The sequence below is a fragment of the Alkalicoccus daliensis genome (assembly GCF_900103955.1).
In the GTDB taxonomy this organism is placed as follows: Bacteria; Bacillota; Bacilli; order Bacillales; family Salisediminibacteriaceae; genus Alkalicoccus; species Alkalicoccus daliensis.
This window is the reverse complement of the sequence record NZ_FNIL01000013.1, coordinates 1-13590: the sequence shown is the minus strand read 5'-3', so window position 1 is coordinate 13590 and position 13590 is coordinate 1. Positions and strand designations below refer to the sequence as shown.

Genomic DNA, 13590 nt, shown 5'->3' with positions numbered 1-13590 from the left:
GATTACTTATCGTTTAATGCTGTCACGCCCGGCAGTTCTTTACCTTCAATAAATTCAAGAGATGCCCCGCCGCCTGTCGACATATGATCCATTTTATCAGCAAAGCCGAATTTTTCTACTGCTGCTGCAGAGTCACCGCCGCCGATTACGGTATAAGTGTCTTCCGCTTCTGCAAGTGCTTCAGCTACACCGATCGTTCCTTTTGCAAATTTATCGATTTCAAACACGCCCATCGGCCCGTTCCAAATAACCAGCTTGGAATTTTTCACAACTTCTTTATAAGTTTCAATTGTTTTCGGTCCGATATCCAATGCTTCCCAGTCTGCAGGAATTTCTTCAATAGGCACTACTTTTGTATTTGCGTGCTCGCCAAAATCATCTGCTACGGTTACATCCACAGGCATATAGAATTTCACGCCTTTTTCTTCGGCTTTTGCCATGAACTGCTTTGCTAAGTCCAGCTTGTCTTCTTCAAGCAGGGATTTTCCTACCTCATATCCCTGGGCTTTTACAAATGTATAAGCAAGACCTCCGCCGATAATCAAATTATCAACCTTGTCCAGCAGGTTATCAATTACGCCGATTTTATCTTTCACTTTTGCTCCACCGATGATCGCTGTAAATGGACGTTCCGGTGAAAGCATGGCTTTTCCAAGGACATCCAGCTCTTTTTCCATCAACAGACCTGATACAGCTGGAATGTGCTCTGCAATCCCTGCTGTGGAAGCATGCGCACGGTGGGCAGCACCAAATGCATCATTTACAAACAAGTCAGCAAGATCAGCAAACTGCTTTGCCAGGCCTCCGTCATTCTTTTCTTCTCCCGCTTCAAAACGTACATTTTCCAGGAGAACAATGCCGCCTTCTTCGAGTGAATCAATTGCAGCTTTAGGCTCTTCCCCATATACTGCATCTGTTTTGTTTACTTCTTTTCCAAGAAGCTCACTTAGACGTTTTGCTACGGCATTCAGGCGAAGTTCCTCTACTACCTCACCTTTCGGACGTCCGAGATGGCTTGCAAGAATTACTTTTGCACCCTTCCCGGTAAGCAGCTGAATTGTTGGAACAGCTGCACGGATACGGGCATCATCTGTAACCTCGCCGTCTTTCATAGGCACGTTAAAGTCTACGCGGCAGAATACTCTTTTCCCTTTTACTTCAACATCGCTGATTGATTTCTTGTTCATAAAACATTCCTCCTTCTCAGGTCTACGTTCATGGAGCTTTTATACAGCTGTCTGTGTTATTTTTCGAGTTCCTCTGGGGAAAATCCTGCATTCAAATAAATTAAAAGCAGATATTCTATTCAGTTACAGCTGCTTCCAGTATTCTATTTACAAGTTTTCCAAATAAAAAAAGGAGGCAGGACACGGGCCCGCCTCCTAAAGGGTGTTTCAGGATGGTTGTTCATTTACTAAATCAGGTGCTTAGAGTCCTTTTTTTGCAATATACTCAACAAGGTTTACTACCTGCTGAGAGTAGCCAGTTTCGTTGTCATACCAAGAGATTACTTTTACCATGTTATCTTCCATTACCATTGTAGAAAGACCATCAATAGTAGAAGCAAACGTGTTGCCATTATAGTCTTTAGATACTAATGGCTCTTCGCTGTAGCCAAGGATTCCTTTAAGATCTCCTTCTGCAGCTTCTTTGAATGCATTGTTTACATCTTCTCTTGTAACATCTTTATCAAGCTCTGCTACAAGGTCTACTAGAGATACGTTAGGTGTTGGAACTCGCATAGCTCCACCGTTCAATTTCCCTTTCAGCTCTGGAAGCACAAGTGCTACTGCTTTTGCTGCACCAGTAGATGTTGGAATGATGCTTTCTGCAGCTGCACGCGCACGACGGTAGTCTTTATGCGGAAGATCCAGGATGCTCTGGTCATTTGTATAAGAGTGAACAGTAGTCATCATACCGCGCTTCAAGCCGAACTTGTCGTTAAGAACTTTTGCAAATGGTGCAAGACAGTTTGTAGTACATGATGCGTTGGAAATAACGTCATGGTTTTCCGGGTCATACTTATCTTCGTTTACACCCATTACTACTGTTACGTCTTCATCCTGTGCCGGCGCAGAAATAACTACTTTCTTCGCTCCAGCTTCCAGGTGCTTCGCAGCAGCTTCACGCTTTGTGAAGATACCAGTAGATTCTACTACGATTTCAGCTCCAAGCTCGCCCCACTTAAGGTTTGCTGGATCTTTTTCTGCAGTTACAATAATTTCTTTACCATCTACTAAAAGATTGTCACCTTTTGCTGAAACTTCTACATCAAGCTTACCGTGTACAGAGTCGTACTGAAGCAGGTGTGCAAGCATATCCGCGTCTGTAAGGTCATTTACTGCTACAACTTCTACGTTAGGGTTTTGAAGAGCCTGACGGAAAACTACCCGTCCAATACGTCCAAATCCGTTAATACCAATCTTTGTTGCTGCCATGATAAATTCCTCCTTATAGTAGGTAAAAAATATTTATTTCAAAGGGGTTACCCTTGAACTAACTCTTTTAATCATATCTGAACTTTCTGAAAAAACGCTTATTCTTTCTTTCCAAGAATTTCTTTTGCAGCACCTTCGTCTGTAATGAGAACCTGGCTCGGCGCCTGTTTCATATAAGCCTCAATTGCCTCTGCTTTTGAAGTTCCACCGGCCACTGCAATAATGCACGGAGTATGATCAAGATCCTCCAGTTGAAGACCGATCGTAAGAACTTTATGCACAATTTCTCCATCTGCATTGAAATAATAACCGAATGCTTCTGCTACGGCACGTTTCTCCCGCAGTTTCTTCATTACTTCATCCGAAGTCGTTCTTCTTTCTGCCATCGTATGCGCTTCACCAATACCATGTATCACCATCGTAGCAGAATGAATCTGTTTTAAGATTGACTGCACAGAAGGCTCGCTTATTAAAGAATCATATGCTTCTTTGCTGAGCTGGTCCGGAACGTGAAGAAGGCGGTAAGAGCCCATTGCTTTGCGTGCCATTGTTGCACATATCGTATTCGCCTGATTTTCAACCTGTTCTCCTAAACCGCCTCTTGCCGGAACAAAAAGAGATTCTTTTAAATCGGAGTCAGGAACCAGCATTTCAGCTACAGCTGCAATAGAAGTTCCTCCTGTTACCGCAATGATATTTTCAGACGGCTGCAGGCTTCGCTTTACTACACTCACACAGGTGCGCCCGAGTTCTTTTTTTACCCAGGAGTATTCATCACTGTTTCCGGGAACTACGTGAACCTCAGCAACTCCAAGACGTGCCTGGAGTTCTTCTTCCATCGCCCGCGTGTCAAACACTTCTTTCATAACGGTTTCCAGCTGGCTCAGTAATATTTGCCCCTCTTCCGTGAGCGTCATTCCTGCAGATTGAAATGCTACAAGACCCTGCTCTTTTAAAAAGGTAACTTCCCCGCGAAGTACACGCTCCGACATGTCCAGGTTCGATGCAAGCGTTCGTCTGCCAATCGGCTGCATAAGTCGGATAAAACGCAGCACGCGATATCTCAGACCGAGTATTTCTACTAAGTCAGGAAGCAGTTTCTTTTGTAAATCAAGCAGCATGTTCATTCCAATTCTCCTCCGGTTTGACGTTCGGGACACTTAAGGTCCCCAGTAGACAAAATACGTCCCACTCAGGTGAAAAAAAAGGCCTGCCTGTGAAAGGCATAAGTATCTTTCTCTTACGCCTTCCATTGTACCAAAGTAACATCTCTATGCGCAACTAAAATTCTGCAAACTTTTCAGCAAGAGTGATATAGCTGACGATTCCTTCGTCCAGAACAATTCCGTTCTCTGTTTCTATTACCGGAATTCGGATTTGATAAACTTCCAGCCAGTCATCATTTGTATAAATATCTCTGACTTCTATTTCAAAATTTTTTTCTCTCTGCAGGTCTTCCAGCTTTGCCCAGGCCTTATCGCATAGAGGGCAGTTTTCTTTCGTGTAAAAATAAAGTTTCATGAGCAGCCCCCCTTATTCGTATCGCTTTCTTTTTGAAGATGAAGGAATATGCATTTCCTCTCTGTATTTCGCTACCGTTCTTCGTTTTAAATCAATTGTATATTCGTCCAGCAGCTTCTCCATCAGTTTTTGATCCGAAAGCGGCTTGCTTTTATCTTCTTCATCAATAAGCCGCTTTAAACATATTTTTGCCCGGTCAGCTGACTGTTCTTCTCCAGACTGCGTCTGAATGCCTGATTTAAAAAAGTATTTCAGCTCGAAGAGACCGCGGGGTGTCTGCACATATTTCTTCGTAGTAGCTCTTGATACGGTTGATTCATGGATTTCCAATTTTTCTGCAATTACCTTTAATGTTAAAGGTTTCAGATATTCTACGCCTTTTTCTAAAAATTCCTGCTGGTATGCAGCAATAGCCTCTGTCACTTTCAAAATTGTAACCTGTCGTTGTGCGATACTCTTTCGTATCCAGTGAAACTGCTCCTGCTTCTGCTTTAAATAGTGTCGAACTTCTTCGTTATTATTTTGCAGCAGCTGTTCATACTGACGGTTGATCATCATTTTGGGGAGACCTGCATTATTCAGGGAAACCTGCCATCTGCCCTCTATTTTTTCAATGGTTACTTCCGGCGTAACATATTCGGCAGGTTCCTGATGAAACACTGCTCCTGGTTTAGGGTTCAGTGTCTGGATAAAATCCGCTGCGTGCTGTACGTCAATTACTTCCACCTGCTCAAGTCGCGCAATTTGCTTAAATTGTTTTTTCGCAAGCAGATCGAGGTGTTCAGCAACAATTTTTTCCGCGAGAGGATCCTCCAGATCAATATATTTCAACTGTAGCAGCAGGCATTCTTTCAGAGATCCTGCGCCAACACCCGCCGGTTCAAGATGCTGTACTATTTCTATTGCTGCTTCCACCATTTCCAGCGGCTCTTTCAGCTCTGCAGCAAAGTCTTCTGCAGTAAGTGTTAAATATCCATTTTCATCCGTGCATAGAGCAATGTAGGAAGCTGTCTCGTAAAGTTCTTTTGAAATAGACTGTACGCGCAGCTGTGAAAGAAGATAATCCTGCAGGCCGTCTTCTTTATTCGTCAGGAAATCAAGGGGAGAAACTTCTTCTTCTGAAGAAGCTGTTTGAAAAAAATCTTTTTCTATAGACGTTGTTTTTTCAAGCAGTGGTTCCTTCAGCTCAATCAGAGGATTTTCCAGCTGCTGTTCCTGCAGATATTCATGTAAATCCTGTACAGAGTATTGCAGCATGGTAATCGCCTGACGAAGTTCATTTGTCATCACGAGTTTCATTGACTGCTGCTGTATCAAACTGAAATCCATGTTCATCTCTGTACCCCCTTTTAAAGCTGACACTCACGTCTTTATTATCTTTAAACACATTATATATATTTTATCATATGTAGACCTGGTTTGAGCTTTTCCAGAAAAGGATATGTATATTAATGTTACAATAAGCGGAAAGGTGAGGAAAACTTTTTATCCAACGGAAGTATTCTTCGTGATTTCAGGTGAAGGGAAAATATTTGACCTTCATTGACCTTTGCAGTTATGATGTGTACATACGATACTTCAGGGTATCGCTCGTGCTACAAAAACAAGATTGGCACTTACTTAAAAGGAGGATTTTTTCATGAATTTAGTACCTACAGTTATTGAACAGACAAACCGTGGTGAACGTGCATATGATATTTATTCACGCTTACTGAAAGACCGTATTATTATGCTCGGTTCAGGTATTGATGACAACGTAGCAAATTCTGTCGTTGCACAGCTTCTATTCTTAACAGCAGATGATCCGGATAAAGATATTTCCTTATACATTAACAGCCCGGGCGGCTCAATTACTGCGGGCATGGCAATCTATGATACGATGCAGTTCATTAAGCCGAACGTGCAGACAATCTGCATTGGCATGGCTGCTTCCATGGGAGCTTTCCTGCTTACGGCCGGGGAAAAAGGCAAGCGCTTTGCACTGCCTAACAGTGAAGTGATGATTCACCAGCCGCTCGGCGGAACGCAGGGGCAGGCTTCTGATATTGAAATTCACGCGAAGAGAATTATTGAAATGCGTGAAAAATTAAACCAGATTATCGCAGACCGTTCCGGCCAGTCTATTGAAACTGTACGTAAAGATACAGACCGCGACAATTTCATGACTGCTGAGCAGGCGAAAGAATACGGCTTGATCGATGAAATCATGGAGAAATCACAAACTGTATAATCTGCAACTTGTAAAACCGGCTCTCCTTTTATGGAGAACCGGTTTTTTATTTTGGTTCTGTGATCGTTCAATCCAGCATGGCGGTCTCTGCCCTGCTGGCTGTGGATCGATGGAAGGCGTACTCTATTAAAGGTGTTAGTCGAAAACAAGCCCTTGGGTAAGCCTCTCCGAAAGTGAAGCAGTATGATTACTTTTTTTGAACGAAACTTTTATTTTCAAGACAGCCTATTAAAAACCAGATTTTCCCCACTTCTGAAAACAGCATGAAAAAGCCCCGTGCTTTGTGAACAGAGTACGGGGCAGTCTTTTAATCTTCTTTTTCTACAAAAGCAGTAAGCGCATCAATCGCTTCCTTTTCATCCGGTCCATCTGCTTTAATTGTCACTTCTTTATTAGTTCCTACAGCAATACTCATAATTCCCATAATACTTTTTGCATTCACATTCTTACCATCTTTTTCAATGAAAATATCAGAGTGAAATTTATTTGCTTCCTGTACGAATAATGCAGCTGGTCGGGCCTGCAATCCTGAGCGGCGTTTAACTGTTACGTTTGTTTCCATCATTGATTATCTCCTCCTTCAAATATCGAACCTTAAAATTAAAAACGCTTACAGTTTTCTTTAGAAGAAACGCGGGTGCTATATTTTCTCTCCCGCGCGCAGTTTATTTGCGAATTCTTCAATTTTCCTGAGTCTGTGGTTAATACCGGACTTGCTGACTTTACCGCCCCGCAGCATTTCCCCAAGCTCTTTCAGGGAAATATCCTGATGTTCTATGCGGAGTTCAGCAACTTCCTGCAGTTTATCCGGCAGTGCTTCCAGTCCAATTTCATCCCGTATAAACCGGATGTTTTCCACCTGGCGCATTGCAGCGCCTACGGTTTTGTTTAAGTTTGCTGTTTCACAATTAACGAGTCGGTTCACCGAATTACGCATATCTTTCATGATTCTTGTATCTTCAAAACGCAGCAGTGCTTGATGAGCTCCGATCACGTTTAGAAAATCACTAATTTTCTCTCCCTCTTTTAAATAAAGAATAAACCCTTTTTTGCGTTCAATCATTTTTGCATTTAAATAAAACTCTTCCATCAGTTCTATCAATGAACGGTTGTGTTCCTCATAAAAAGAGAATATTTCCAAATGATAAGAAGCCGTATCCGGATGATTTACGGACCCTCCTGCAAGAAATGCCCCCCGAAGATATGCCCGCTTACAGCAGTTTTTCTTTATCAGGGAGTGGTCTATCGACCTTGTGAAAGCAAAAGACTCATCTACAATTTTAAGTGATTCCAGTATCTCCCTTGCCTCCCGGGAGATACGCACCACATACACATTGTTTTTCTTAAGGCGCATTTTCTTGCGGACAAGAAGTTCCACATGGACCTCGAAGATTTTCTTCAATAAAGTATATATTCTTCTTGCAATCGCAGCATTTTCTGTTTGTATATCCAGAGAAATCTGCATGTTCCGAAGCGATACTGCTCCATTCATGCGAACGAGAGCAGCCAGCTCCGCTTTTGCACAGCATTCATCCGGTTCCAGCTGTGTTAATTCTTTTTTTGTCATGGATGCAAAAGACACGGTTGCCCCTCCCTCCGTAGTCTCTTTATAAAAGCGATATGAGCCGCTGCGAAACTTTCATTGCGTCATGCCGCAGAACATCCTGCGTAATCGTTAACAATTCATCCGCTATAATACGTACATTCATCGCTGTTAAGTTATCTGTGTCTACTTCCACGTGGGAAGATCCTTCTTCTTCATACTTCTTCACAAAATCACTTGGGATCTTTTGTGTATTTAATAATACAGCATCTACAGTTTTCGCGCCAATATGTGAATCAATTGCTTTGATGTGGTCTGACACTGAATAGCCATCGGTTTCTCCCGGCTGTGTCATTACATTGCAGATGTATACTTTGGTCCCCTTCGCCCGGATCATTGCTTCTTTCATTCCCGGAACCAGCAGATTTGGAATAATACTAGTATAAAGACTTCCCGGGCCCAGTACAATAAGATCGGCCTGCTCAATTGCGTAGATTGCCTCTGTCATCGGCCGGGGGTATTCCGGTTCCAGATAAACTCTTTTAATCTGTTTCCCGATGGCAGGAATTTTAGATTCCCCTGCTACAATCGTGCCGTCTATAAATTCTGCCATAAGAGTAAGGTGCTCATTGGATGCAGGAATTACTTTCCCTTTCACATTTAAAACGTTGCTTATTTCCTGAACGCCCTGTGCAAAATCTCCAGTGATATTACTCATTCCTGCCAGCAGAAGATTTCCAAGTGAATGTCCTATCAGTCCGGAGCCGTTCGTAAACCGATGCTGAAATAATTCTTCTACTAGAGGTTCCACTTCAGAAAGCGCTACAAGCACGTTTCTGATATCTCCGGGAGGAGGAATATTCAATTCTTCCCGCAGCCGCCCGGAGCTTCCGCCATCGTCTGCTACCGTGACGATCGCAGAAATTTCTACAGGAAAAGTCTTCAGCCCGCGGAGAAGGACAGAAAGACCAGTGCCGCCGCCTATGACGCATACATTTGCCTTTTTCACTTTTCTAAACGGCCTTTTTCTACATCTCTATGCGTTACGTATGTCTGGTAATCAAACTGTTCCAGGCTTTTCTGGAAGTACTCGGCTAATGTAACGGACCGGTGCTTCCCGCCTGTACACCCAATCGCAATAATCAGCTGACTCTTTCCTTCGCGCTTGTAATGTGGCAGCATATATTTCAAAAAGTCTTCCAGCTTTTCAATGAATTTTTTCGTTTCATCCCATTTCAATACATAGTCAGACACTTCTTTATCCAGCCCGGTCTGCGGCCGCATATGCTCCACGTAATGCGGATTGGGAAGAAATCGTACATCGAATACAAGATCCGCATCAATGGGAAGTCCATGCTTGAATCCAAAGGAAAGCAGACGCACGTGAAATGTTTCCTTAGCGTCAGTAGAAAAATACTCCAGTATTCTTTCTTTGAGCTGAAGAGGCTTTAATCCTGTCGTGTCAATAATCAGCTGGGCTGCACCTCTCAGTTCATCCAGCATATCTCTTTCTGCAGTAATCCCGGCTAGCGGTGCTGTATTATCGGAGAGCGGATGCGAACGCCTTGTTTCTTTATATCTTTTTACCAGCGCTTCGTCTTCAGCATCTAAAAATAATATTTTAGGAGTTATTTTCGTTTCCAGTGAGATGCTGTTAATGATCTCAAACAGCTGGTCAAAAAATTCCCTCCCGCGAAGGTCTATAACAAGAGCTACCTTCTGCATTTTTCCTCCTGAATTTTTTACCAGGTCAATAAACTTCGGCATAAGTGCCGGAGGAAGATTATCTACACAGAAAAAACCCATATCTTCAAAACTCTGCACTGCAACTGTTTTACCAGCACCAGACATACCGGTAATTACTACTAACTCTATTTCTTCGTTCTTGACTTCTTCAACTGACATAAACTTCACCTTCCTGCGTTAAATACGTCTGCCATTCATCTCTAATTTAGATGTCTGCAGCTCTCTGCGCTGATTATACGTAAGTGTTCCGTACAAAATTCCTTCCGTGTCCAACACCGCTTTAATAGCAGTCCGGTCTGCTTCATCCATTTCTATATTATCCATATCAGCTGCCGGAATCCACGCAAGTTCTCCTTCGGGAGACTTTTGACGAAGTGTTCCCGTAAAAGACGCAGCCTCAAACAGAAACATTGTGCGTTTCTCTAAATAAGTATCTTCATCCAAAATAAGATGAGTAAGAATCCCCCGAATAGAAGGCCTTTTAATAGTAAGTCCTGTTTCTTCATAAACTTCGCGTTCTACTGCTTCAGGTGCAAGTTCTTCATGCTCCATTTTTCCACCCGGCAGATACCACCAGCCTCTTCTGGGCTTTTTAATCATAAGAATCCGATCTTCGTAAGCTACGATACAATTAGTGATGCGCTGCAAGTGCTCCACCCCCGGTTCTCTGTCTATGAATATACTTCCAGTATACTATAAATAATGACTTGGAGGAAAAGGGAAAGGATATTTTTCCCTGCATATTTTCAACCGGTTCAGCTTATTTTTTCCTTACCCCACTGCAGAGAGTACATCTTTTTTGCGCGCAGCCCATAACTGTATGCAGAATAGACCTTCCTACATTCAATGACCTGTAAAATCTCAATTTTTCAGTCCACAAAAAAAGAGCACGGACAAAGTTATGTCCGTGCTGCACCAATATTAAAAAGGGGGGTTATTACTATTCTTAGTATAGCGAAACATTATTGCATGGTTGTTACAAGAAAGTTAAACCCCTGTGACTTTTAATTCTGCCTCAGCCATCTATTCCGCTGCAGGCACTCAGTCCTAATATCCACCATCTACATAAAGAGAGGCAGCATTATAAATATATTTTTAAACTGACTCTGCCTGATGCTCCAGATCTTCCATCAGGTTTTCCACATAGTGCTGGGCAGCCTGCGCTGCGATACTTCCATCGCCTGTAGCTGTTACAATCTGGCGGAGCTTTTTATCACGAATATCCCCAGCGGCAAAAACTCCCGGAAGGTTTGTCTGCATATCTCCATCTGTTTCTACATATCCTTCCTCGTTTGTAATACCGAGGTTCAGAAACGGCTTATTTAACGGCAGCATACCAATATAAATAAATGCGCCGTCTGCTTTAAATTCCCGCTCACTGCCGTCATGCTTATTTATTAACGTCACACTGCCGACTTTTCCGTTTTCTTCATTAATCTCTTTCACCACGTGACTCCAGATAAAGTCGATCTTGTCATTATTGAATGCACGATCCTGTAAAATCTTTTGCGCTCGCAGTTCATCCCGACGATGAACGATCGTTACCTTACTTGCAAAACGGGTAAGATATACTGCTTCTTCCACCGCAGAATCTCCACCGCCCACTACTACAAGTTCCTTGTTTTTAAAGAATGCACCATCACATACTGCACAGTAGGAGACGCCTTTACCGCCGAGTTCTTCTTCACCCGGCACACCGATTTTTTTATACTCAGCTCCGGTTGTGATAATAATAGAACGTGCTTTCATTTCTCCATTGCCTAAAACAAGCGTCTTGTATTCTTTTCCGTCAATAATTTCTTTCACGTCGCCATACTTATATTCCGCACCGAATTTTGTAGCATGCTCAAACATCTTGCTGGAAAGATCCGGGCCCAGAATGTGGTCATATCCAGGATAATTTTCCACTTCTTCCGTATTTGCCATCTGGCCTCCAGGCATTCCCCGCTCCAGCATTACCGTAGATAAGTTTGCACGGGAAGTGTACACTGCAGCTGTCATTCCAGCAGGTCCAGCCCCAATAATCACCACATCATAAACTGTTTCTTCACTCATATTAATTCACGCTCCTAGATAAATTTCCCCTGATTGATTGATTTATTTAACTATCCTTATCTTAAGGAATTTATGAATAGAAGTCTAACTATCTGCCTATATACCCCGGCAGGTTTAATAAAGCCACTCGTGATCATGTTTTTCTGCCAATTCCGCAGCATCCATTTTCAATTTCAAATTAAGAAATTTCGGCTGTTTGTCCGACTCCATTACTGCTGCCTGATTCCATAGTTTTCTTGCTCGGTGAAACCTGCCGCACTGCGCAGCCGCCACAGCAAGCTGATGCACATATACCGGCTGCTCCAGCGGCATAGCTTCACGAAGCAGTGAATAAGCTGCTTCGAATTCTTCTACAAAGTATAAAGCTCTTCCAGCAACATATCTTTCCCAGCGGTTTAAAGGGTAAAGCGTTTTTAATTTACGGATCCAGTTTTCTGCTTCTTCATCATTTGTTTCATATAAGAAGATCGTATACTGACAGCGGGCTGTGAAATCAGGCTCTTCCTTCATTAAAAGGTCCGTCAGGATTTGTCCAGCTTCTTCTGCGCTGCCCTGCCGCCAGAGCGCTTCTGCAAGGAGAGCATAGGTGTGCCAGGACGCCGGCTTATTGACGATTATTCCTCTGGCAAGTTCTTCTGCCTGCGCATACTCGCCTTCATGCAGTCTCATCGTTAAAGGAGAAGTAAAGGGATTTGTTCCGTCAATCTGTAATTGATCCATTCCCAGCTCTACATCTATCAGGTAAAGCAATGCATCGGCATCTTCCTGAAAGTCCCCGGTCTGATCGAGTTCAAAATATTTTTCAAGATTTTCTTTTGCTTTATGAAATTCTCCAGTGTATACCTGGTTATTCGCAAGAAAAAAATAGCATTCACTCATCTGTGGATCTACTTCTTCTTTTATTTTGTTCAGCCATTCATTGGAGGCCTCGTATTCCCCCTCCTCCGACAGAACAATTGCTAATTGACAGAGAAAAACCGGTTCCGTTGGCTCAGCCTGAATTGCTCGTTTTATCAGCTGCACCGCACGAGTAATTTCTTTTTTCTCGTAAGCTTCAATTCCTTTTTTATAAAAATAACTGCCATCCTGCATAAAAGGAATGATCTGTCCTGCTCTTTGTTCAATCTGGTTCATTCTGGGGGAGCCTCCGTTTCAATGTGTAGCTGGTGTATTTAATAGTCGGATTTGTTTTCTTTATGCAGTATAACACGGGTTTGGGGGCGTAACAATCAGATTTTCTGCACATTCTCCTACTGTAAATGTATCAGAAAATTACAACTTCATGGTTATTTACTGTGAAAAGAGGGTATAAGCACAGAGACTACATATTTTCAGGGGCGGTGAGTAATGCCGATTTTAGATGTTGTTTTTATTGGTCTTTCCATTATCTGGATCCTCGAATTTCTTTTTTTTAAAAGCCGGCGCGGTAAAAGTGATAAAGAGGATACAGGTTCTTTTCCATGGATAATGCTTTCTGTGATCGTCATCGTAATTACATCCTTAGTCAGCCGGGAGCTTCAATTTCTGCTTCTTCCTTATGCAGGAATTTCCATGACAGGCCTGTTCATATTTGCTGCAGGGATATTTCTGCGTTACTGGGGGATAAAAGAACTGGGTAAACAGTTTACAAGAGGGGTTCAAGTGCGAAAAAATGACACATTAGTCAGTTCGGGACCCTTCCGCATTCTGCGTCATCCGCTTTATACGGGCCTGTTGTTCATTGTTCTTGGCTTTTCCTTATACACCTCCAGTCTGGCAGGTGTTTTCTTTACTGCAGTTCTTTTTCTTCCACTGCTTCTGCGACGTATTTCTATTGAGGAAGAAATGCTGAAAGAAGGGTTTGGCGAAAAGTACGAAAGCTGGCTTGCGACACGCTATCGTCTGCTGCCTTTTATTTATTAAACTCTGTTATTGCTCATTGTTGATAGGAGAAAACTTCGCTGCAACTCGGCAGGCTTGCCGTGGACGAGCTCCTCAGCTTCCTCGCTGCGCTGTGGGATCTTCCCAGCTCGTTCTTCCACAGGCGTCCGCCGGTTTCCGCTCCGTTCTTCCCTTTG

General features: G+C 42.9%; 14 protein-coding genes. 2 read left to right on the top strand and 12 right to left on the bottom strand.

Translation table 11 applies throughout. The features are described from left to right. Positions 1 to 2 precede the first annotated feature (2 nt). The 5 genes from BLP92_RS15290 to rpoN all read right to left on the bottom strand — a co-directional run bounded on the left by BLP92_RS15290 (position 3) and on the right by rpoN (position 5294). Positions 3 to 1187, bottom strand: coding sequence for a phosphoglycerate kinase (locus BLP92_RS15290; protein ID WP_090843829.1), 1185 nt, complete (start codon positions 1185 to 1187; stop codon positions 3 to 5). Positions 1188 to 1427: 240 nt separating this feature from the next. Continuing rightward, complete coding sequence (gene gap, locus BLP92_RS15285) at positions 1428 to 2438, bottom strand: type I glyceraldehyde-3-phosphate dehydrogenase (RefSeq protein ID WP_090843828.1); 1011 nt, start codon at positions 2436 to 2438, stop codon at positions 1428 to 1430. Between the two features lie 98 nt (positions 2439 to 2536). Further along, a complete protein-coding gene (locus BLP92_RS15280; protein ID WP_090843827.1) occupies positions 2537 to 3565 on the bottom strand; it encodes a sugar-binding transcriptional regulator in 1029 nt (342 codons plus the stop codon). A gap of 154 nt (positions 3566 to 3719) precedes the next feature. Beyond that, positions 3720 to 3959, bottom strand: coding sequence for a glutaredoxin family protein (locus tag BLP92_RS15275; RefSeq protein ID WP_090843826.1), 240 nt, complete (start codon positions 3957 to 3959; stop codon positions 3720 to 3722). Positions 3960 to 3971: 12 nt separating this feature from the next. Further along, positions 3972 to 5294 (bottom strand): RNA polymerase factor sigma-54, encoded by a 1323-nt coding sequence (gene rpoN, locus BLP92_RS15270; protein WP_244516885.1) that lies wholly within the window; start codon positions 5292 to 5294, stop codon positions 3972 to 3974. A 304-nt stretch (positions 5295 to 5598) separates the two neighbouring features. Here rpoN and clpP point away from each other — a divergent pair, with 304 nt between their 5' ends. Continuing rightward, the gene (gene clpP, locus BLP92_RS15265; RefSeq protein ID WP_090843825.1) at positions 5599 to 6189 is read left to right on the top strand and encodes an ATP-dependent Clp endopeptidase proteolytic subunit ClpP; all 591 of its coding nucleotides are present in this window, start codon (positions 5599 to 5601) and stop codon (positions 6187 to 6189) included. Between the two features lie 307 nt (positions 6190 to 6496). On the opposite strand, the gene BLP92_RS15260 is transcribed toward clpP, so the two are convergent. The 7 genes from BLP92_RS15260 to BLP92_RS15230 form a co-directional block, all read right to left on the bottom strand. Beyond that, positions 6497 to 6754 (bottom strand): HPr family phosphocarrier protein, encoded by a 258-nt coding sequence (locus tag BLP92_RS15260; RefSeq protein WP_090843824.1) that lies wholly within the window; start codon positions 6752 to 6754, stop codon positions 6497 to 6499. 75 nt (positions 6755 to 6829) lie between these two features. Continuing rightward, positions 6830 to 7771: a DNA-binding protein WhiA gene (whiA, locus tag BLP92_RS15255; RefSeq protein ID WP_090843823.1), complete on the bottom strand. Its 942-nt coding sequence runs from the start codon at positions 7769 to 7771 to the stop codon at positions 6830 to 6832. A 25-nt stretch (positions 7772 to 7796) separates the two neighbouring features. Further along, entirely contained in the window at positions 7797 to 8741 is a 945-nt protein-coding gene (locus BLP92_RS15250) for a gluconeogenesis factor YvcK family protein (protein ID WP_090843822.1), read from the bottom strand. Then, positions 8738 to 9637: an RNase adapter RapZ gene (rapZ, locus tag BLP92_RS15245; RefSeq protein ID WP_090843821.1), complete on the bottom strand. Its 900-nt coding sequence runs from the start codon at positions 9635 to 9637 to the stop codon at positions 8738 to 8740. Before rapZ ends, BLP92_RS15250 begins: the two co-directional genes overlap by 4 nt. An 18-nt stretch (positions 9638 to 9655) precedes the next feature. Beyond that, complete coding sequence (locus tag BLP92_RS15240; protein WP_090843820.1) at positions 9656 to 10126, bottom strand: NUDIX hydrolase; 471 nt, start codon at positions 10124 to 10126, stop codon at positions 9656 to 9658. Between the two features lie 447 nt (positions 10127 to 10573). Then, on the bottom strand, positions 10574 to 11533 hold the full coding sequence (gene trxB / locus BLP92_RS15235; RefSeq protein ID WP_090843819.1) for a thioredoxin-disulfide reductase: 960 nt from the start codon (positions 11531 to 11533) through the stop codon (positions 10574 to 10576). Between the two features lie 114 nt (positions 11534 to 11647). Then, positions 11648 to 12667 carry a tetratricopeptide repeat protein gene (locus tag BLP92_RS15230; protein ID WP_090843818.1) on the bottom strand — a complete coding sequence of 340 codons (1020 nt, stop codon included), beginning with the start codon at positions 12665 to 12667 and terminating at the stop codon, positions 11648 to 11650. 213 nt (positions 12668 to 12880) lie between these two features. Between BLP92_RS15230 and BLP92_RS15225 the strand changes: the two genes are divergently transcribed. Beyond that, positions 12881 to 13435 (top strand): methyltransferase family protein, encoded by a 555-nt coding sequence (locus BLP92_RS15225; RefSeq protein ID WP_090843817.1) that lies wholly within the window; start codon positions 12881 to 12883, stop codon positions 13433 to 13435. Positions 13436 to 13590: the final 155 nt, after the last annotated feature.

What these genes read in the sequence shown, in the direction of transcription:
- BLP92_RS15290 (WP_090843829.1), bottom strand. Translation starts at nt 1,187, where the DNA reads ATGAACAAGAAATCAATCAGCGATGTTGAAGTAAAAGGGAAAAGAGTA.
- gap (WP_090843828.1), bottom strand. Translation starts at nt 2,438, where the DNA reads ATGGCAGCAACAAAGATTGGTATTAACGGATTTGGACGTATTGGACGG.
- BLP92_RS15280 (WP_090843827.1), bottom strand. Translation starts at nt 3,565, where the DNA reads ATGAACATGCTGCTTGATTTACAAAAGAAACTGCTTCCTGACTTAGTA.
- BLP92_RS15275 (WP_090843826.1), bottom strand. Translation starts at nt 3,959, where the DNA reads ATGAAACTTTATTTTTACACGAAAGAAAACTGCCCTCTATGCGATAAG.
- rpoN (WP_244516885.1), bottom strand. Translation starts at nt 5,294, where the DNA reads ATGAACATGGATTTCAGTTTGATACAGCAGCAGTCAATGAAACTCGTG.
- clpP (WP_090843825.1), top strand. Translation starts at nt 5,599, where the DNA reads ATGAATTTAGTACCTACAGTTATTGAACAGACAAACCGTGGTGAACGT.
- BLP92_RS15260 (WP_090843824.1), bottom strand. Translation starts at nt 6,754, where the DNA reads ATGATGGAAACAAACGTAACAGTTAAACGCCGCTCAGGATTGCAGGCC.
- rapZ (WP_090843821.1), bottom strand. Translation starts at nt 9,637, where the DNA reads ATGTCAGTTGAAGAAGTCAAGAACGAAGAAATAGAGTTAGTAGTAATT.
- trxB (WP_090843819.1), bottom strand. Translation starts at nt 11,533, where the DNA reads ATGAGTGAAGAAACAGTTTATGATGTGGTGATTATTGGGGCTGGACCT.
- BLP92_RS15230 (WP_090843818.1), bottom strand. Translation starts at nt 12,667, where the DNA reads ATGAACCAGATTGAACAAAGAGCAGGACAGATCATTCCTTTTATGCAG.
- BLP92_RS15225 (WP_090843817.1), top strand. Translation starts at nt 12,881, where the DNA reads ATGCCGATTTTAGATGTTGTTTTTATTGGTCTTTCCATTATCTGGATC.